We start from the raw sequence: 17,602 nt of genomic DNA on the forward strand, positions 1-17,602 counted from the left end.
GCCAGCAGCGGTGCCGCTGTCGTTGGTGAGCGGTATATAGGCGCCACCAACCCACACTGTCAACGACCTTTTTCCAGAAAAATGAAAGTTTTGCGACAATTTTTGCAGGCGCAATCCGGTTCAAATATTGGACCCGGCTTTCTAAGATCAAGCCGTTGATGTCAGGCATTGGGCCTGACGTTTCGGGATTGATGCTGGCGCTTACTCATACCCTGGATAAATGTCGGTTAGCGCATACATGATGCTCCTTTAACGGGGCGCAAGCAACACCTTGTTTCAGCTGCGCGTCGAGCGAAAACGGTTTAATAGAGTGGAGGTCTGCAGCGGGTCTCCTGGCGAGCTTTGGGGAGGGACACGCGGTTGCGCAGGTACGGCTGATGTCGCTCAAGGAGAATCCATCGTCTCTGACGGGTGCCCGGAAGGCCCTGCCTTCCCCTATCACCTATAATCGCCAAAAGAGCCGAAACCTGAGACCTGAGCGAAGCGCGGGGAAGCGCGCTCGCCTTAGAAGAAGCGGGTCGTATGCGCACTCACGGCGAGTTGGCCGGCGAGAGCCCGAGCGCGTTAGCGAAGGGCATCGCGATCAGCGGCAGCTTATCCCCGCGCGGCGGCAGGACGGCTGTGGGATCATAGATAAGCGGGAAAAAGTGGTTCTGGCGGAGAGAGAGGGATTCGAACCCTCGATACGGTTACCCGTATACACGCGTTCCAGGCGTGCGCCTTCAACCACTCGGCCACCTCTCCGCAGCGCTGCCTCGCTCATGGCGAAGCAGGTGGTGCTGCGTTCATCTAGTCGATCTGGAGCCAGATGCCAAGACGCCTTGTGCGCTTTGTCGAAAGAAGGCGGCGTCTGTCAACTTGTCGTGGCTTCGATTGCCAATCCTCCAGGCTGCACCTATCTCTTGCGGGAGGAAAACCCGCCAGATCGCATATTAAAGGCGCATGATGATCAGAGCTTTCTTTCGCCTGCTGTCGATAATCGCCTTGTCCGTCGCGGTGATCATGGCCGTGGTGGACGCCACTCGTTCGATCGCTGCCGAATCATTGGTGCTGACGCCGCTGATTTCCTCCTGGCGTGATGTGGCGCCATCGCTGCTTGAGGGGCTGCAATTATCGATGCAGCAGTCTCTGCCGCCCTTCCTCTTGGACCCGGTCGTGACAACCATACTTGCCCAGCCGGGTTTCGTGATTTTCGCAGTTCTAGCGCTGCTGTTTGCGATGATTGGCAAACGCCCTGCCGCACCCAGCAGATTTGCGGTCGGACGCTGAGCCCTTGCCGGACATAAGGAGATAATGATGTTCTTCCTGAGCGACATGCTGAACAAGAAGCTGAAGCTGCCGAGCGAGGCCGAGGCATTGCCTGGTCGCGATCAACCGGTCCCGACCTCTGATACCCATGCAGTTTCAGGCCTGCCCTTGCATGGTCCATATCCGGATGGGTCTGAGACCGTTCATTTCGGCATGGGCTGCTTTTGGGGTGCCGAGCGCCTGTTCTGGCAAACACCCGGCGTCATCGTGACGGCTGTCGGGTATCAGGGTGGCATCACGCCAAATCCGACTTATCAGGAAACCTGCACCGGACTGACCGGCCACGCCGAGACGGTGATGGTGGTATTTGACCCTAAAAAGGTCAGCTTCGCAGAGCTTTTGCAGATTTTCTGGGAGAGCCATGACCCGACGCAGGGAATGCGCCAGGGAAATGATGTCGGCACCACCTATCGCTCGACAATATATACGACGACGGAAACGCAGCAGGGGCAGGCGGTTGATTCACGTGAAGCGTATGGAGCTGCGCTGAAGGAGAAGGGCCTGTCGCGGATCACGACGGAAATTGCCCCGGCCCCGGTATTCTATTTCGCCGAAGCCGAGCATCAGCAATATCTGGCGAAGAACCCCGGCGGTTATTGTGGACTGAGGGGGACTGGCGTCTCCTGCCCGATGCCGCAGGGCGCAGCTGCGGCGACCGTCTGATCAGGCAAGAACCCCGTCGGTCAGACCGGCGGGGTTTCGTTTTTGCGCAGCACTTCGCCCATCAGGTAGAGCGAACCAGAAATCAGGATGCGCGGCGGGGTGGCTTGGTCGATCCAGCTGTCACGCAGGAGGAGCAATGCATTTTCAAGCGACGCAACCGGCTCTGCCGACAGGCCTGCCGAATTTGCCTGCGCTGCCAGCTCATCATTAGGAACACCTGCGTCGCTCTCATTGACCGGAACCGTGTAGACGTGTCGGGCCATGCCGGCAAAATTGCGGAAATAACCTGCCTGATCCTTGGTGTTGATCATGCCGGCGATCATGTAGAGCGGCATGGATCGACGATCCTCGCGCTCGGCGAGTGCTTCGGCAACCACTGCACCCGCGCCAGGATTATGACCGCCATCGATCCAGACTTCTGCGCCTTCAGGAACCAGATCGACCAGCTTGCCATGTGTCAGACGCTGCAAGCGTCCCGGCCAGGTAACGCTGGTGATGGCGCGTTCAGCAATTTCCTCGGTGATGTTGAAGCCAGCTGCCTTCAGGCCCGCCATTGCCGCGGCCGCGTTCGCAAGCTGATGCCGCCCGGGAAGGCCTGGAAGCGACAGATCGAACAGTCCGTCCTCGTGTTGCAAGACCATGCGCCGGTTCTCTTCGAAGGCGACAAAATCCTGCCCGTATACCTTTAGCGGGCAGCCAAGACGTTCAGCAGTGGAGACGAGAACATCACGCGCTTCATCATGTTCCTGAGAACCGACGATCACGGGGCACCCGGCCTTGATGATGCCCGCCTTTTCCGCAGCAATCAGCTCAACCCGATCGCCGAGATAGGCCTCATGATCGAGAGTTACCGGCATGATGATGCTGACGGCAGGCTTCGCAATGACGTTGGTCGCGTCGAAGCGTCCACCAAGACCGACCTCAACAACCGCGACATCTGCCGGATGTTCGGAGAAGAGAAGGAACATGACCGCGGTCAGGATTTCGAAGACCGTGATCATCTCGCCGCCATTGGCTTCGGCAACGCGAGCGACCGCGTCGGCGAGAACGGCGTCTTCTACCAGCTTGCCACCGCCAACTGCACCGAGGCGATAGCGCTCGTGCCAATTGACCAGATGCGGCGAGGTGTGGACGTGACAGCTGTAACCGGCTGCCTCCAGCAGCGCACGCGAAAACGCAGACGTAGAGCCTTTGCCATTGGTCCCGGCAATATGAATGACGGGAGGCATGCGTTCATGCGGATTGCCGAGCCGCTCGAGCAGACGCGAAATCCGCGTCAGCGACAGGTCGAACCCCTTCGGGTGGAGGCTCATCAGCCGCTCGATCTCGCGGTCAGCGGCCTGTGTTCCGATGCTCATGGCGAAGCTTTCAAATTCCTATGCAAGCGAGGCGGGGTTCAGGCGGCAACCTCAACCGGGGTGCCCTCTTGCTTCAGAAGAATTTTCAGAAGGCGTGCAATGGTCTGCTTTAGCTCCAGCCGCGAAACGACCATGTCCACCATGCCGTGCTCCATCAGATATTCGGAGCGCTGGAACCCTTCCGGCAGCTTCTCGCGAATCGTCTGCTCGATAACGCGCGCGCCAGCGAAGCCGATGACAGCTCCAGGTTCTGCAATGTGGACATCGCCAAGCATCGCGTAGGAGGCGGTAACGCCGCCCGTGGTGGGGTTGGTCAGCACGACGATATACGGAAGGTTTGCTTCCTTGAGGCGATCAACAGCAACCGTCGTACGCGCCAGCTGCATCAGCGAAAGGATGCCTTCCTGCATGCGCGCGCCACCGGAGGCCGAGAACAGAACCAGCGGGCGCTTCTGGGCAATTGCGGTCTCGAAGCCATTGATGATCGCTTCGCCTGCTGCCATGCCGAGCGAGCCGCCCATGAAGGCGAAATCCTGGACCGTTGCGACGATCGGCAGACCTTCGATGTTCCCAAGAGCGGAAAGAACGGCGTCTTCCATGCCGGTTTTGGCGCGGTATTCCTTGAGGCGATCCGTGTAACGCTTCTCGTCACGGAATTTCAGCGGATCAACCGGAGCCTTCGGATTTTCCAGCAGCTCGTAGGCACCATCGTCAAAAAAGTGCTTCAGCCGCTCCTTGGCCGAGATCTTCATGTGGTAGCCGGAGCCAGGGATCACCCACTGGTTGTTCTCCAGATCGGTGTGAAACACCATCTCGCCGGTCTCCGGATCCTTGATCCAGAGATTGTCGGGCATCTCGCGGCGGCCAAGGATCGAGTTGATCTTGGGCCGGACATAGTTGGTGATCCAGTTCATGGGCGTTCTCCGCTTATGGTTCTGGAGAAATTGAAAGTGCTATTCGGCAGGAGCAAGGCGAGCGCTGCGAACGCCCTGCGAAAGCTCACCGACGAGCGTTGCGACAGCCTCTGCCGGATCGGCAGCGGCGACCTTGCCGTCGGGACCCAGCAGATTGGCAACCGTGCTGACAATGGCAGACCCGACGACCACGCCATCAGCCGACCCGCCAATGGCGCGGGCCTGTTCCGCCGTCTTCACACCAAAGCCAACGCAGATCGGCAGTTCGGTTTGCGCCTTGATGCGCTGTACGGCTTCGCCAACCTTGGCGGTGTCCAGCAGCGCCGATCCGGTGATGCCGGTCATCGAGACGTAGTAGACAAAGCCGGACGTATTCTGGAGGACCTTGGGCAGGCGCTTGTCATCGGTGGTCGGCGTTGCCAGACGAATGAAGTTGACCCCTGCTTTCAAGGCCGGAATGCACAGCTCTTCATCCATCTCCGGCGGCAGATCAACGACGATGAGTCCGTCAATGCCGGCTGCCTTGGCATCAGCCAGGAACCGCTCGGTGCCATAAATATAGATCGGGTTGTAATAGCCCATCAGAACGATCGGCGTCTCGTCGTCTTCCTTGCGGAAGTCGGCAGCCATCTGCAGCGTCTTGGCGAGCGAGTGACCGCCCTTGAGCGAGCGCAGCGCCGCCGCCTGGATTGCGGGGCCGTCTGCCATGGGATCCGAGAAGGGCATGCCGAGCTCGATGATGTCAGACCCTGCCTTCGGCAGCGCCTTCATGATGCGTAGCGACGTGTCGTAATCCGGGTCGCCGCCCATGAAATAGGTGACGAGCGCCGGGCGACCTTCGTCCTTGAGCTTCGCCATCCGGCGATCGATGCGGGTGATCATACGTAGTCTCCGGAACGTCTTCTGGCGGATCTCAGATTTCCATGCCCATCATGCCGGCGACGGTGTGGACGTCCTTGTCGCCACGGCCTGACAGGTTGACGATGATGATCTGGTCCTTGCCCATCGTCGGGGCGATCTTAATCGCATGCGCAATGGCGTGCGAGGATTCGAGCGCCGGAATGATGCCTTCCTTTTGAGTCGTCAGCTGGAAGGCTTCCAAGGCTTCGTCATCAAGGATCGGCACATAATCGACACGGCCGGTGTCCCTCAGCCAGGAGTGTTCCGGGCCGACGCCCGGATAGTCCAGGCCTGCCGAAATGGAGTGCCCGTCGAGAATCTGGCCGTCCTCGTTCTGGAGGAGATAGGTGCGGTTGCCGTGCAGAACGCCCGGCTTGCCGGCGTTCATCGACGCACAATGCTCGGCCCCGTCCAGTCCACGACCGCCAGCCTCAATGCCGATGATCTTCACGTCCTTGTCATCAAGGAACGGGTGGAAGATGCCGATCGCGTTCGAGCCACCACCCACGGCAGCGATGATGACGTCAGGTAGGCGGCCTTCCTGCTCGAGGATCTGCTCTCGCGCTTCGCGGCCGATCACGGACTGCAACTCGCGCACCAGTTCCGGATAAGGGTGGGGACCTGCTGCAGTGCCGATGAGATAGTAAGTGTCCTCGACATTGGTGACCCAGTCCCGCAGCGCCTCGTTCATCGCGTCTTTCAGGGTGCCGTGCCCGGCCGAGACAGCGTTTACCTGCGCGCCGAGAAGCTTCATGCGGAAGACGTTCGGCTTCTGACGCTCAACGTCGGTCGCGCCCATGTAGACAACGCAGGGCAAGCCGAAGCGCGCAGCAACCGTTGCCGATGCAACGCCGTGCTGGCCCGCGCCAGTCTCCGCAATGATGCGCTTGCGCCCCATGCGCTTGGCGAGAAGGATCTGGCCAAGGCAATTGTTGATCTTGTGTGAGCCGGTGTGATTGAGATCTTCACGCTTGAAATAGATCTTCGCACCGCCAAGGTGACGCGACAGATTTTCAGCGAAATAGAGCTTGGACGGACGGCCCGCATAATGTGTCGACAGCGCCTGAAGCTCGGCCTTGAAAGCCGGATCGTTCTTGGCTTCGTTCCAGTGCTTTTCCAGATCGAGGATCAGTGGCATCAGCGTCTCGGCGACAAACCGGCCGCCGAAAATGCCGAACATGCCCTGTTCGTCGGGTCCGGTGCGGAATGAATTCGGTGCCACTGGCTGGTTCACGGCCGCTCTCCTGCACGATAGGGCATCAGGCCGCCAATGCCTGCGCGGTCCGGACTGCCTTGAAGAATTCCTCGATCAGCGCCGTATCCTTGATGCCTGGCGCGCTCTCCACGCCCGACGAGATATCGATACCGGGCGGATTGGAAAGACGCAGCGCATCTCCGATATTGGCAGCGTTCAGTCCCCCCGAAAGCATGTAATCGATGTCGCGGTCAAGGGCTGCAAGCAGCCGCCAGTCGAACGAGACGCCGTTGCCACCCGGAAGCTCTGATCCTTTTGGCGGCTTGGCGTCGAACAGAAAGCGGTCTGCCACCCCGCGAAATGGGCCGATCTGGTCAAAGTCCGACGCCTCGCTGATCGAGAAGGCTTTCATGACAGGCCGCTGATAACGCGCCTTGACCTGCCGCACCCGTTCCGGCGTCTCCTTGCCGTGGAGCTGGATGATGTCAGGCGCAAGTTCCGCAACGATCTCGTCAAGAAACTCGTCCGACGCATCGACCACCACCGCGACAGTCTTCACCGCCCCGGAGACTTCGATCTTGAGTTCCCTGGCGCGCGCGGGGGTCACATTGCGCGGGCTCTTTGCGAAGAAGATGAATCCGACATGGCTCGCACCGGCATCAATCGCGGTGCGAATGGCTTCCGGCGTCGATAGGCCGCAAATCTTGATATCGAGGGTCATACGCCCTTAACCGCATAAAATTGCGTGAACATCAAGGCGCGACCCGCGTTACAGCGATATGGAAAAAGAGCTAGAACTACTCAGGGCAAAGTTGAAACAGGCCGCCACCATTATCGGGCAGCTGACGGGAACCGACAGCGGGCTTGGTAGCGAGGGTAAACGTGCGCGAGATTATTTTCTGAGCGATCGCTACGAACCAGATTTTCTGCCTTGGCCGGTGTCTGAAGACCAGCCTATCCGCCCGGAAAATCTGAACGCCGCGAATGACGATTGACTAGCCAAACTCAATCGCCTGCAAGGCACCGCCATTGCGTTTGAGCCACGCCTTGGCTTCATCGGTGCGAGGACACAGCTCTCTGCATAGCGCCCAGAAGTTTGGTCCGTGGTTCATCTCCTTCAGATGCGCGACCTCGTGCGCGACGAGGTAGTCGATGACCGTTGGCGGTGCCATCATGATGCGCCAGTTGAAGGAAAGTGTGCCGTCTGACGTACAGGAACCCCAACGCGATTTGGTGTCCCGGAACCGAATGGCTTTCGCTTTCCTGCCAATTGTCTGCGTGTGCCCTGCGACCAACGCTTCAATGTCCCGCTTTGCTTCGCGCTTCAGGAAGTCGGCAAGCCGCCGCGGAAGATGATCAAGGTCACCATGAACGACGATTTCGTCCTCACCTTCATGCTGGCGGACATTCACGGTGCCTCGGATTTGAGGTTCGTGAACGATGAGATGCGGACGGCCTCGCAACGGCATCTTCACGCCGGGACGTACCTGAGGTCGGTCAGGCAGTTTCGCGAGCCGTGTTTCGAGCCACCCCTGATGGCGTTCGAGAAAACGCTCTACCTCTTCACGCGCGAGGCCCGGCGGGATCGTCACCCGCAGCCCCCTTCCCCCAGCATCAATGCGTAAGGTGAGCCGTGTCGCGCGTCCATTTTCGACAATGCGCAGCGGCAACTCGCGGTCGGCAACAAAATGGGTCCCCTCCTGCAGCGTGACGATGCCGGAGGCTTTCTTCTTTCTGGAGCGAGTGAGCAAGCCGAATGCCATGGCCTATCTTAGTGCGATTCGCACAAACAAAAACGACGCCGGAAAACCGGCGCCGTCGAGATTTTAGCGATGATGCAATTTCGATTAAACGTCGTCGAGAAGGTTTTCGCCGTTGCCGGGCTTGCGCTCATTTGAGGAAGCCGGATTCGGACGCTGCGACATGAAGCGATCGAACTCTTCCTGGTCCTTGGCGCGACGCAGCTCACGCAGATAGGTGTCGAACTCGTCACGCATCACGTCGAGCTTGCAACGCTCTTCCTCAATGCGAGCCAGTTCAGCCGCACGCCAATCATCGAAGGCGACATTGCCGGTGCGTCCGTACATGGCAGGTCCTTTCCTGCATGAGCCGAAGAACTTGTCACGGGCCTTGCTCAGATCACCCTTGACGTCATCGAGGCGATCGCCCCAGAGAATATAGGCAAGCATGGCAAGGCCAAGCGGCCAGAAAACCATGAAGCCCACGACCATCAGAGCGATGGTTGCTGGCGTCCACGCGGGACGGATCAGGGCAGTCTTGGTCATTTGCGTTGCATTCCTTGTCTTTAGTCAGCCCCAATGGCTGCGTAGAAAAAACATGGGAACGCAAAAACGGCGTTTCAAGAGTTTTGGCCAAAGCCGAGATCAACAGAATGTTGTTCTTGTCCGCCTTGAAATGATGGGACAAGGGAACTGCGGTCTCCCGAACAAGACCCCAGTTCCCGCCAAGATGACCTTGGAAAGTTACTGCGAGATCCGCGCAATCAGAGCTTCGACGGCTGAGACCATCATCGACAGATCCTGCGGCCGCGACAGGCGGTGGTCGCCGTCGCGGATGAGGGAAACGGTCACATCATCTGCAGGAAGATGTTCGACGAGACGAAGCGCATGTTCATGCGGCACGTCCGGATCAGCCATGCCCTGGAGAATGTGGACGGGGCAATGCGTGTCGATGAGGCCGGTCATCACCCGGTTCTCGCGGCCATCATCAAACAAGGCCTTCGTGTAGACATTGGGCTCGGGAGAATATTCCGACGGCTCCTCGAAATACCCCTTTTCCTCAAGATCGCGCTTTTGCTCCTCGGTAAGGAGCGGCTCCATCAATTCGGCGGTAAAATCCGGAGCCGGTGCAAGCAAAAGCAGCGCGCCAAGCCTCTCGCCCTCGCCTGCCTTGTGGAGTTCCTGCGCCATGCGCAACGCGATCCAGGCGCCCATCGAAGAGCCAACCAGTATCTGCGGTCCGCTGGTGCGCTGACGCACGACCTCAAGGCTCTGCTTCAGCCATAGGGAGATGGTACCGTCAACGAACCGGCCGCCGGATTCTCCGTGTCCCGAATAGTCATGACGGATAAAGGAATGGCCGTTCGCCTTTGCCCATTCGGACAAGGTTTCAGCCTTGGTGCCAAGCATGTCGGACTTGAAACCGCCCAGCCAGACTATGCCCGGGGACTTGCCCTCGACCTGACGTAGCGCAATGCGCTCGCCATCAACATCGATAAACTCTGGCAGATCGGACACGGTAGACATCTGGCTGGCACTTTCCTATCTATCAGGGAGTGAAATCTGCAAAAAAATGTAGTCACGTGCGCCCGGTTTTCTCGGGAAAGCCTCGTGATTCTTTCCTGCTCTTGTGTTAAGGCACATGCGCTGCAGCGCGCTGAAACGGCGCGAGCGGCGAGATTTCGATCCCTGCCCTTCAACGATTCGAGGAGATTACGACCATTCGCAGACCATTCAAAGCCACGGCGCCTGTCAAGGAAGGCCCACGTTCCAACCTTGAGATCCGCGTGCCTCAGGTACAGCTGATCGATGCTGAAGGTGAAAACCGAGGCATCGTATCCATCAACGATGCCCTGCTTCTGGCAGAGGACGCAGGTTTGGACCTGGTTGAGATTGTTCCGCACGCACAGCCGCCTGTCTGCAAGATCACAGATCTCGGCAAGATGAAATACCAAAGCCAGAAGAAGGCTGCGGAGGCGCGCAAGCGTCAGAAGACGATCGAGATCAAAGAGGTCAAGATGCGTCCCAATATCGACGAGCACGATTACGAAACGAAGATGAAGGCTGTACGCCGCTTCTTCGACGACGGCGACAAGGTCAAGCTGACCCTGCGCTTCCGTGGCCGTGAGATGGCTCACCTCGAGCTGGGCATGCAGCTTCTCAACCGCGTCAAGGCGGAAGTCGGCGAGATCGCGAAGGTCGAAGCCGAGCCAAAGCTTGAGGGCCGGCAGATGATGATGGTGCTGGCGCCGAAGTAAGATTTCGGAGCCAGTTGCGCTTTTACGGCTGGTCCGTTATAGAGCGCGCGTTCGAAGAGCCGCCCGGCAGGGCATGCCGTGGCGGTTTCTTATGCTTATCAGGCTCGGTCGGCCTGAGGCAGATCAGTCTCGGAAACGAGGCGCAATGAAAGGAAAGCAAAATGCCCAAGATGAAGACCAAGTCTTCCGCGAAAAAGCGGTTCAAAATCACTGGCACCGGCAAGGTTCTGTCTGCTGCTGCCGGTAAACGCCATGGCATGATCAAGCGTTCCAACAAGTTCATCCGCGACGCGCGCGGCACGATGGTTCTTGCTGAACCCGACGCCAAGAACGTCAAGGCATACTTCCTGCCCAACGGCGGCGGCATCTGAGCCGGCTGGTAACGAGTTTAAGGAGATCATCAGATGGCACGCGTCAAAAGGGGCGTAACCGCCCATGCTAAGCACAAGAAGGTTCTTGCCCAGGCCAAGGGTTTCTACGGCCGTCGCAAGAACACCATCCGCATCGCCAAGCAGGCGGTTGAGAAGTCGCTTCAGTACGCATATCGCGACCGGAAGAATCGCAAGCGCAATTTCCGCGCTCTGTGGATCCAGCGCATCAATGCTGCTGTCCGTGAGCACGGCCTGACCTACGGCCGCTTCGTTGACGGCCTGAACAAGGCTGGCATCGAGATCGACCGTAAGGTTCTTTCCGACCTCGCGATCCACGAGCCGCAGGCATTCGGCGCACTGGTCGCCAAGGCGAAGACCGCCCTTGAGTACCTCAAGGACACCACGCCGAACCAGTTTGAGAGCGCAGTAGCTTAAGGCCGCCGCGCTTCCCAAGCATTCGCAATTTGAAATTGGGAAACCCGCGCCGGCAGGGCTGGCGCGGGTTTTTTCTGTTTACACGTTGAATTCGACAGCGCCCGCGCGCCGTCCGCATGACAACCGGATGAAATCAGGACGCCTACATGAGTGAACTTGAACAACTGGAACGCTCGATAAGCGATGCTATCGCTGCGGCCTCCGACGAAGCGGCGATCGAAGCTGTCCGCGTCTCGGCCCTCGGCAAGAAAGGTAGCATTTCCGAAAAGCTGAAATCGCTCGGAGCGATGAGCCCGGAAGAGCGCCAATCCATGGGCCCGGCAATCAACGGCCTCAAGGACCGCGTGATGCAGGCACTGACCTCGCGCAAGAGCGAGCTGCGCGATGCCGCGATAAATGCGCGCCTCAAGGCCGAAACGGTCGACGTGACGCTCCCGGTTCGCGACGCTCCGGCAGAGCGCGGCCGCATCCATCCGATCAGCCAGGTCATCGACGAAATCTCCGCCATCTTCGGCGATCTGGGCTTCTCGATTGCCGAAGGTCCGGATGTCGAGACCGACTATTACAACTTCACGGCGCTGAACTTCCCGGAAGGCCATCCGGCGCGCGAAATGCACGACACGTTCTTCTTCAATCCGAATGAGGCTGGCGAGCGCAAGCTTTTGCGCACCCACACCTCGCCGGTGCAGATCCGCACCATGGAAAATCAGAAGCCGCCGATCCGCATCGTCATTCCGGGCAAGACTTATCGTCAGGATTCGGACGCGACGCACTCGCCGATGTTCCATCAGGTCGAGGGCCTTGTCATCGACAAGAATGCCAATGTCGCCAACATGAAGTGGGTGCTGGAAGAGTTCTGCAAGGCCTTCTTCGAGGTGAAGCAGGTCAAGATGCGGTTCCGTCCGTCCTTCTTCCCGTTCACCGAGCCGTCGCTGGAAGTCGACATCCAGTGCGACCGCTCGCGTCCGGGCGAAGTGCGCTTTGGCGAGGGCGACGACTGGATGGAGATCCTCGGCTGCGGCATGGTTCACCCGAACGTGCTGCGCCACGGCGGTCTTGATCCCGATGAGTATCAGGGCTTTGCCTGGGGCATGGGCATCGACCGCATCGCCATGCTGAAATACGGCATGCCGGACCTGCGCGCCTTCTTCGATGCAGACGTGCGCTGGCTGCAGCATTACGGCTTCCGTCCGCTCGACCTGCCGACCCTCTTCGGCGGCCTGAGCCAGTAATTTCCAAGGAAAGACCAAGATGAAGTTCACCCTTTCCTGGCTCAAGGAGCACCTCGACACCGACGCCTCGCTGGAAGAGATCGTCGAGCGTCTCACCATGCTCGGCCTTGAGGTCGAAAGCGTTGACGACAAGGCGGCGCTGAAGCCGTTCGTCATCGCCAAGATCCTCACCGCCGAGCAGCACCCGGATGCCGATCGCCTGCGCGTCCTGTCGGTCGACACCGGCACCGGCACGCCGATCCAGGTCGTCTGCGGTGCACCAAATGCCCGCGCTGGCCTCATCGGCGCGTTCGCGGCGCCCGGCACCTACGTTCCGGGCATCGATGTCACCTTGTCAGTCGGCAAGATCCGCGGTGTCGAAAGCCACGGCATGATGTGCTCGGAGCGCGAGCTTGAGCTGTCCGACGAGCACAACGGCATCATCGACCTGCCGGAAGACGCGCCAGTCGGCACGTCCTTCGCCTCGTGGGCAAAGCTCGATGATCCGGTCATCGAGATCAACCTGACGCCGAACCGTCCCGACGCCACCGGCGTCTACGGCATCGCGCGCGACCTGGCTGCGTCCGGTCTCGGCACCCTCAAGGATGCCCCGATCCCAACGATCAAGGGCGAAGGCGCCTGCCCGACCAAGGTCGTGATCGAAGCGCCTGAATTCTGCCCCGGCTTTGCGCTTCGCCTCGTGCGCGGCGTCAAGAACGGCCCGTCGCCGAAGTGGCTGCAGCAACGGCTCCTGTCGATCGGTCTTCGCCCGATCAATGCGCTGGTCGACATCACCAACTACATGACCTTCGACCGCGCCCGTCCGCTGCACGTCTTCGACCTGAAGAAGGTCGCCGGCAACCTCGTCGTGCGCGCAGCCAAGGACGGCGAGACGGTTCTCGCGCTCGATGGCCGCGAATACACGCTCAGCGCTTCGAACTACGTCATCGCCGATGACAATGGCGTCGAGTCGATCGCCGGCATCATGGGCGGCGAGCATTCGGGTTGTGACGAGAACACCACGGACGTCCTGATCGAATCGGCGCTGTGGGACCCGATCACCATCGCCCGCACCGGCCGTAGCCTTGGCATCATCACCGATGCGCGCTACCGCTTCGAGCGCGGCGTTGATCCGGAGTTCATGGCGCCGGGTCTCGACCTTGCAACGCAGATGGTGCTCGACCTGTGCAGCGGCACGCCGTCAGAAGCCGAGATCGTCGGCTATGCCGGCTACACGCCGAAGGTCATCTCGTTCCCGTTCGGGGAAGTGAAGCGCCTCACCGGCATCGACGTCTCGGCAGACGAGAGCCGCGCCTTCCTGACCCGCCTTGGCTTTGGCGTTGAAGGTGATGGCGATGTCGTCAACGTTTCGGTTCCGTCCTGGCGTCCCGACGTCGACGGCAAGGCCGACATCGTCGAAGAGGTCATGCGCATCTACGGCGTCGATCTGATCGAACCGCAGCCGCTCGGTGGCAACGAAGCCGTCAACGGCCGCATCCTGACGCCGATCCAGATCCGCACCCGCAACGCCAAGAGAGCGCTCGCCGTGCGCGGCATGATGGAAGCCGTCACCTACTCGTTCATCTCAGCCAAGCAGGCCGAACTGTTCGGCGGCGGCCAGAACGAGCTCAAGCTTGCCAACCCGATCGCAGCCGACATGTCCGACATGCGCCCGTCGCTTCTGCCGGGCCTGATCTCGGCAGCGCAGCGCAATGCCGATCGCGGCTTTGGCGATGTCGCTCTGTTCGAAGTCTCGGGCACCTATGAAGGCGACAAGCCGGAGCAGCAGCGCCGCGTCGCTGGCGGCATCCGCCGTGGCACCGCCAAGATCGACGGTCAGGGCCGCCACTGGGCCGGCAATGCGCAGGCCGTCGGCGTCTTCGACGCCAAGGCTGACGCCTTTGCCGCGCTCGAAGCTGCCGGTGCGCCGGTTGATCGCCTGCAAATCGAAGCTGGTGGTCCGTCCTGGTACCATCCGGGCCGCTCGGGCACGATCAAGCTTGGACCCAAGGTGATCCTCGGCACGTTCGGCGAGTTCCACCCGAAGACGCTCGATGCACTCGATGCCTCCGGCCCGCTCTGCGGCTTCGAAGTGTTCCTCGATGCGATCCCGGAAGCGAAAGCCAAGCCGACCCGCACCAAGCCGCGCCTCGACCTGTCGCCGTTCCAGGCGGTCAAGCGCGACTTCGCCTTCGTCGTCGACAAGAGCGTCGAGGTCGCATCGCTGACCAAGGCCGCGGCCTCGGCAGACAAGAAGCTGGTCAATGCGGTTCGCGTCTTCGATATTTTCGAGGGTGCCTCGCTCGGTGAAGTCAAGAAGTCGGTCGCGATCGAGGTTTCGATCCAGCCGATCGACCGCACCCTGACCGACGAAGATTTCGAGGCTCTCGCAAAGAAGATCGTCGACAACGTCGCCAAGCAGACCGGCGGCGTGTTGCGCGGATAATCTGAAAATCGCAAAGGGGCGCAATCATCGCGCCCCTTTTGCTATGGGGAACCAGCGCAACGCGGCCCCCCTACCACCTTCGGTGGTCCCCTTCCCCCGCTCGCGGGGAAGATCCGGGCGCCGCGCGCTGCCTCTTGGGTTTCAGCTCCTCAGTCCTGTTCCGCTCGTCCGGATGCGGGGCGGCATCTGCTGCGCCCATTGGCGCGGCATGATCTTAGTGTCAGGAAAAATCGCAGAACTTCGTCGCCGTTCACGAGGTATCCGGGCGGGTCATGGCGAAGAGGGCTAGTTCCTGGGCGTGTTCGAGAAGATCGTGAACCCTGTGCCGATCCGCCAACCGGCGAGACGCTGGAAAATGGCCGGGCGGGTGACCGGGGCGCAGCGGCGAAATGCGCTGCGAGCGACGCCGGTGCGACGCTTCCTGGGCATGAATTGCATTAAGCTGAAATCGTAGCTTTGCTTGCCAGCGCGCCATGCGAAGGGCGAGCGGTTCCGGATTTCGCAGCACCCTTTGCAACGCGTCGAGCCGCGCCTTCAGCCTTGTGGCATCAATCAGATCATCCGGCTGCGCGACATGGCGCGGCGCGATCATGAAGGGAGCGCTGACGCCCGGCAACGATATGCGCGACACCCCGTGGCGGGACGGCCTGGCGCGGCCAAAACGCTTCAGCGGATCAAGCAGCGGCACCGACTTAGGCAGCGATCTCTGCGCGCCACAACGCGCCCTCTCCTGCGATCTGTAGAAACGCAACGCACTTGCGGGCAGCGCCATGTCGCGCGCCAGCACAATCACCAACCGCCGCACCACCGCCTCCGCCGGCCGCACCAACCATAGCAGCGAGCGATAGAGATGCCGTGGCAACGTCGCGCGCGAAGCCCCTGCCATCGCCACCAGCGCCGCAACGATTGTTCTGAGGGCAGTCAGATCTCGCTCAACCGGTGTGTCCATTCACATCTCCTTGGGCAGGAGTGTGCGTGGAGGGGGTGGGGAGGTGGATAAGTGCTGAGAAGCTGCTTCATATACAACTAGTATAGTGTGTATATCTGCAATTCGTAACATCGCATTTTTAGATTAGGGGGAAGAGATATGGAGAATTCGGATAATGACAGCACTGATATAGAGGACCTCAACCATTCGAGACTCTCGGCCATCACAGAGTATAGAGGACCTCAACCATTCGAGACTCTCGGCCATCACAGAGAAGGTTTCCTCTCCTGAACGAGAGATCGACGTCAACTATTTCCTTCATAGATCTAGGAAATCAACGAAGCTAATCGGCAACGAATCATCCGATGAATGGATAACCGCGCGAAGGGATTGGCTAGGTTTCGAATTCAATCAACATATCTATGTCACAAAGATCACCGTCAAATGTCGTGGTTATTCCGACCACCACGAAATGGAAATCAGCTACATCGACAGCTTAGATGGCTCTCTGATCCAAGCATCTAATAAATACACTGGACCTTCCTTCGTTTTTCGTCCGCAGCGGTTCATAAAAGGATTTGGACTCAATCCAGAGCGCCTATATTTCTCATCGGCACAAGTAGAATCGATATCAGTTTGGGGAGTACTGCAAAACGACTTCTCGTCTGTGATTGACATCCTGTTTCAGACAGAAAATTACAGATCGAAAATAGAGAACGAGCTTAACTCTCATCTGGACCGTGCAAGGGCCGCAGCGCAACGCGCGGGGCAACTAAACACCACGATCACCAGTCTCACCACCCAGATCGAAGACAAAGAAGCCGGGCTTGAAGTTCTCCAATCCGAAATTACGGCAGCTGAGTCCGCCATAAGAGACCTAAAGTCCAACTTGGCTGGCACACAGGAACTCATCAAAGAAGCGAACGACCGGAAGCTTTCTACTGAGAGCAATCTGGCTCTTGAAGAAGCAAAACTTCAAAGCTTGAGGGCAGAGATCGGAAAATCTACAAAAACCCTCAAAGACATAAAAGATAACATAAACTTATTTCCGATGGAGATCGCCGGCTTTGTTAAGCAGGGGAGCCAGCACATTTTACAGTATATTTTATTATCAATCATACCAATGGCAATCATTGTCACTGTTATGCTTAAATTATTTGAGAACTCTGAGAATATGCTCGCATTTTTTACAAACAATAGCAACATTAGCGTACTAGAGTTCTTGATCTCAAGAATTCCATACGTGGCAATTTCAGCCACGATCGTCGGCGTTTGTTATTCAATATGCGAGGTACTTCTCACGGAAATCGTTTCGATTAATCGCAGACGGCAAGAGCTCTATAAAGTAAGCATTATAGCATCTGACGTTTCCCAGGCATCAATGGAATCGTTAGATTTAGACGAAATGACGCGATACGAGCTCCGGACTCAGACTAAGATGGAGCTTCTAAAAGAGCATCTAAAGGTTAATGTGGGCAACGACTTCACTTACACTCTTCCAAGGCGCCATACACGAGGAGCAGCCGTTCCAAGCACTGCTGCCGAGAACAACGAACACGGCGGCATAGACCTTGCCCCTGCAGAAGGGCAATGACGTAACTAACCAGCTTCTGGATGGCCCCCCCCCTCCGGCCCGTAGGGCCACCTCCCCCGCGCGCGGGGGAGGATCCGGCGGCGTGCAGGGGGATGGGTTTCGGGTGCGCGCGTGGATCGGATTGAGCGCGGATGATGGGGCGCTGGCTCTGAAAGCTTGGTGCGAGGATCCTCCCCCGTTGACGGGGGAGCGACTGTGTTGGGGGTCAAGCTGTTTTCCATGGTTTGCTGTCCCGGAGCATGGCGTTGAGGATGGTGACGAGTTTGCGCATGGCAGCTACCA

Annotated in this window: 18 protein-coding genes and 1 tRNA gene; 9 read left to right on the forward strand and 10 right to left on the reverse strand. The window is 59.0% G+C overall.

Annotated features, from left to right (window positions below; genetic code table 11):
- Nucleotides 1-654: 654 nt before the first annotated feature.
- A tRNA-Ser gene (locus IOD40_RS19575) sits at nt 655-744 on the reverse strand.
- 198 nt (nt 745-942) lie between these two features.
- Between IOD40_RS19575 and IOD40_RS19580 the strand changes: the two genes are divergently transcribed.
- Together IOD40_RS19580 and msrA are read left to right on the forward strand one after the other, a co-directional pair.
- Complete coding sequence (locus tag IOD40_RS19580; RefSeq protein ID WP_233714070.1) at nt 943-1,269, forward strand: hypothetical protein; 327 nt, start codon at nt 943-945, stop codon at nt 1,267-1,269.
- Between the two features lie 24 nt (nt 1,270-1,293).
- Entirely contained in the window at nt 1,294-1,971 is a 678-nt protein-coding gene (gene msrA / locus IOD40_RS19585) for a peptide-methionine (S)-S-oxide reductase MsrA (RefSeq protein ID WP_198478393.1), read from the forward strand.
- 20 nt (nt 1,972-1,991) lie between these two features.
- On the opposite strand, the gene IOD40_RS19590 is transcribed toward msrA, so the two are convergent.
- From IOD40_RS19590 to IOD40_RS19610, 5 genes are read right to left on the reverse strand one after another with little or no spacing between them, the layout of a single operon-like run.
- Nucleotides 1,992-3,323, reverse strand: coding sequence for a bifunctional folylpolyglutamate synthase/dihydrofolate synthase (locus IOD40_RS19590; protein WP_198478408.1), 1,332 nt, complete (start codon nt 3,321-3,323; stop codon nt 1,992-1,994).
- Nucleotides 3,324-3,367: 44 nt separating this feature from the next.
- Nucleotides 3,368-4,243 carry an acetyl-CoA carboxylase, carboxyltransferase subunit beta gene (gene accD, locus IOD40_RS19595; RefSeq protein WP_198478394.1) on the reverse strand — a complete coding sequence of 292 codons (876 nt, stop codon included), beginning with the start codon at nt 4,241-4,243 and terminating at the stop codon, nt 3,368-3,370.
- 39 nt (nt 4,244-4,282) lie between these two features.
- Entirely contained in the window at nt 4,283-5,125 is an 843-nt protein-coding gene (trpA, locus tag IOD40_RS19600) for a tryptophan synthase subunit alpha (protein ID WP_198478395.1), read from the reverse strand.
- Nucleotides 5,126-5,156: 31 nt separating this feature from the next.
- On the reverse strand, nt 5,157-6,377 hold the full coding sequence (trpB, locus tag IOD40_RS19605) for a tryptophan synthase subunit beta (protein ID WP_198478396.1): 1,221 nt from the start codon (nt 6,375-6,377) through the stop codon (nt 5,157-5,159).
- A 25-nt stretch (nt 6,378-6,402) separates the two neighbouring features.
- On the reverse strand, nt 6,403-7,059 hold the full coding sequence (locus IOD40_RS19610; RefSeq protein ID WP_198478397.1) for a phosphoribosylanthranilate isomerase: 657 nt from the start codon (nt 7,057-7,059) through the stop codon (nt 6,403-6,405).
- A gap of 91 nt (nt 7,060-7,150) precedes the next feature.
- On the opposite strand from IOD40_RS19610, the gene IOD40_RS19615 reads away from it, so the two are divergent.
- Nucleotides 7,151-7,333: a hypothetical protein gene (locus IOD40_RS19615; protein ID WP_210336992.1), complete on the forward strand. Its 183-nt coding sequence runs from the start codon at nt 7,151-7,153 to the stop codon at nt 7,331-7,333.
- Here IOD40_RS19615 and IOD40_RS19620 read toward each other — a convergent pair whose 3' ends face one another.
- From IOD40_RS19620 to IOD40_RS19630, 3 genes are all read right to left on the reverse strand, one after another.
- Nucleotides 7,334-8,101 carry a M48 family metallopeptidase gene (locus IOD40_RS19620; RefSeq protein ID WP_198478399.1) on the reverse strand — a complete coding sequence of 256 codons (768 nt, stop codon included), beginning with the start codon at nt 8,099-8,101 and terminating at the stop codon, nt 7,334-7,336.
- A gap of 84 nt (nt 8,102-8,185) precedes the next feature.
- Nucleotides 8,186-8,623, reverse strand: a complete 438-nt coding sequence (locus tag IOD40_RS19625; protein ID WP_198478400.1) for a DUF2852 domain-containing protein — start codon at nt 8,621-8,623, stop codon at nt 8,186-8,188.
- Nucleotides 8,624-8,821: 198 nt separating this feature from the next.
- Nucleotides 8,822-9,604 carry an alpha/beta hydrolase gene (locus IOD40_RS19630; RefSeq protein WP_198478401.1) on the reverse strand — a complete coding sequence of 261 codons (783 nt, stop codon included), beginning with the start codon at nt 9,602-9,604 and terminating at the stop codon, nt 8,822-8,824.
- A gap of 194 nt (nt 9,605-9,798) precedes the next feature.
- On the opposite strand from IOD40_RS19630, the gene infC reads away from it, so the two are divergent.
- The 5 genes from infC to pheT all read left to right on the forward strand — a co-directional run bounded on the left by infC (nt 9,799) and on the right by pheT (nt 14,798).
- Nucleotides 9,799-10,335, forward strand: a complete 537-nt coding sequence (infC, locus tag IOD40_RS19635; protein WP_198478409.1) for a translation initiation factor IF-3 — start codon at nt 9,799-9,801, stop codon at nt 10,333-10,335.
- Between the two features lie 161 nt (nt 10,336-10,496).
- Nucleotides 10,497-10,706 (forward strand): 50S ribosomal protein L35, encoded by a 210-nt coding sequence (gene rpmI, locus IOD40_RS19640; protein WP_198478402.1) that lies wholly within the window; start codon nt 10,497-10,499, stop codon nt 10,704-10,706.
- A 33-nt stretch (nt 10,707-10,739) separates the two neighbouring features.
- Nucleotides 10,740-11,141: a 50S ribosomal protein L20 gene (rplT, locus tag IOD40_RS19645; RefSeq protein ID WP_198478403.1), complete on the forward strand. Its 402-nt coding sequence runs from the start codon at nt 10,740-10,742 to the stop codon at nt 11,139-11,141.
- Nucleotides 11,142-11,287: 146 nt separating this feature from the next.
- Nucleotides 11,288-12,373 (forward strand): phenylalanine--tRNA ligase subunit alpha, encoded by a 1,086-nt coding sequence (pheS, locus tag IOD40_RS19650; RefSeq protein ID WP_198478404.1) that lies wholly within the window; start codon nt 11,288-11,290, stop codon nt 12,371-12,373.
- A gap of 19 nt (nt 12,374-12,392) precedes the next feature.
- A complete protein-coding gene (gene pheT, locus IOD40_RS19655; RefSeq protein ID WP_198478405.1) occupies nt 12,393-14,798 on the forward strand; it encodes a phenylalanine--tRNA ligase subunit beta in 2,406 nt (801 codons plus the stop codon).
- A 250-nt stretch (nt 14,799-15,048) separates the two neighbouring features.
- Here pheT and IOD40_RS19660 read toward each other — a convergent pair whose 3' ends face one another.
- On the reverse strand, nt 15,049-15,747 hold the full coding sequence (locus IOD40_RS19660; RefSeq protein ID WP_198478406.1) for a hypothetical protein: 699 nt from the start codon (nt 15,745-15,747) through the stop codon (nt 15,049-15,051).
- 451 nt (nt 15,748-16,198) lie between these two features.
- On the opposite strand from IOD40_RS19660, the gene IOD40_RS19665 reads away from it, so the two are divergent.
- On the forward strand, nt 16,199-17,320 hold the full coding sequence (locus IOD40_RS19665) for a coiled-coil domain-containing protein (protein ID WP_198478407.1): 1,122 nt from the start codon (nt 16,199-16,201) through the stop codon (nt 17,318-17,320).
- The last annotated feature ends 282 nt before the right edge of the window (nt 17,321-17,602 follow it).

Origin of the sequence: Aquamicrobium zhengzhouense, from assembly GCF_016124105.1 — a bacterium.
Lineage (GTDB): Bacteria > Pseudomonadota > Alphaproteobacteria > Rhizobiales > Rhizobiaceae > Aerobium > Aerobium zhengzhouense.

Bases quoted from the DNA above. Each gene is read 5' to 3' on its own strand.
- pheS (WP_198478404.1), top strand. From the start codon at position 11,288: ATGAGTGAACTTGAACAACTGGAACGCTCGATAAGCGATGCTATCGCT.
- IOD40_RS19620 (WP_198478399.1), bottom strand. From the start codon at position 8,101: ATGGCATTCGGCTTGCTCACTCGCTCCAGAAAGAAGAAAGCCTCCGGC.
- IOD40_RS19625 (WP_198478400.1), bottom strand. From the start codon at position 8,623: ATGACCAAGACTGCCCTGATCCGTCCCGCGTGGACGCCAGCAACCATC.
- trpA (WP_198478395.1), bottom strand. From the start codon at position 5,125: ATGATCACCCGCATCGATCGCCGGATGGCGAAGCTCAAGGACGAAGGT.
- IOD40_RS19580 (WP_233714070.1), top strand. From the start codon at position 943: ATGATGATCAGAGCTTTCTTTCGCCTGCTGTCGATAATCGCCTTGTCC.
- rpmI (WP_198478402.1), top strand. From the start codon at position 10,497: ATGCCCAAGATGAAGACCAAGTCTTCCGCGAAAAAGCGGTTCAAAATC.
- pheT (WP_198478405.1), top strand. From the start codon at position 12,393: ATGAAGTTCACCCTTTCCTGGCTCAAGGAGCACCTCGACACCGACGCC.
- msrA (WP_198478393.1), top strand. From the start codon at position 1,294: ATGATGTTCTTCCTGAGCGACATGCTGAACAAGAAGCTGAAGCTGCCG.
- IOD40_RS19665 (WP_198478407.1), top strand. From the start codon at position 16,199: ATGGAAATCAGCTACATCGACAGCTTAGATGGCTCTCTGATCCAAGCA.
- accD (WP_198478394.1), bottom strand. From the start codon at position 4,243: ATGAACTGGATCACCAACTATGTCCGGCCCAAGATCAACTCGATCCTT.
- IOD40_RS19630 (WP_198478401.1), bottom strand. From the start codon at position 9,604: ATGTCTACCGTGTCCGATCTGCCAGAGTTTATCGATGTTGATGGCGAG.
- IOD40_RS19610 (WP_198478397.1), bottom strand. From the start codon at position 7,059: ATGACCCTCGATATCAAGATTTGCGGCCTATCGACGCCGGAAGCCATT.
- IOD40_RS19660 (WP_198478406.1), bottom strand. From the start codon at position 15,747: ATGGACACACCGGTTGAGCGAGATCTGACTGCCCTCAGAACAATCGTT.
- rplT (WP_198478403.1), top strand. From the start codon at position 10,740: ATGGCACGCGTCAAAAGGGGCGTAACCGCCCATGCTAAGCACAAGAAG.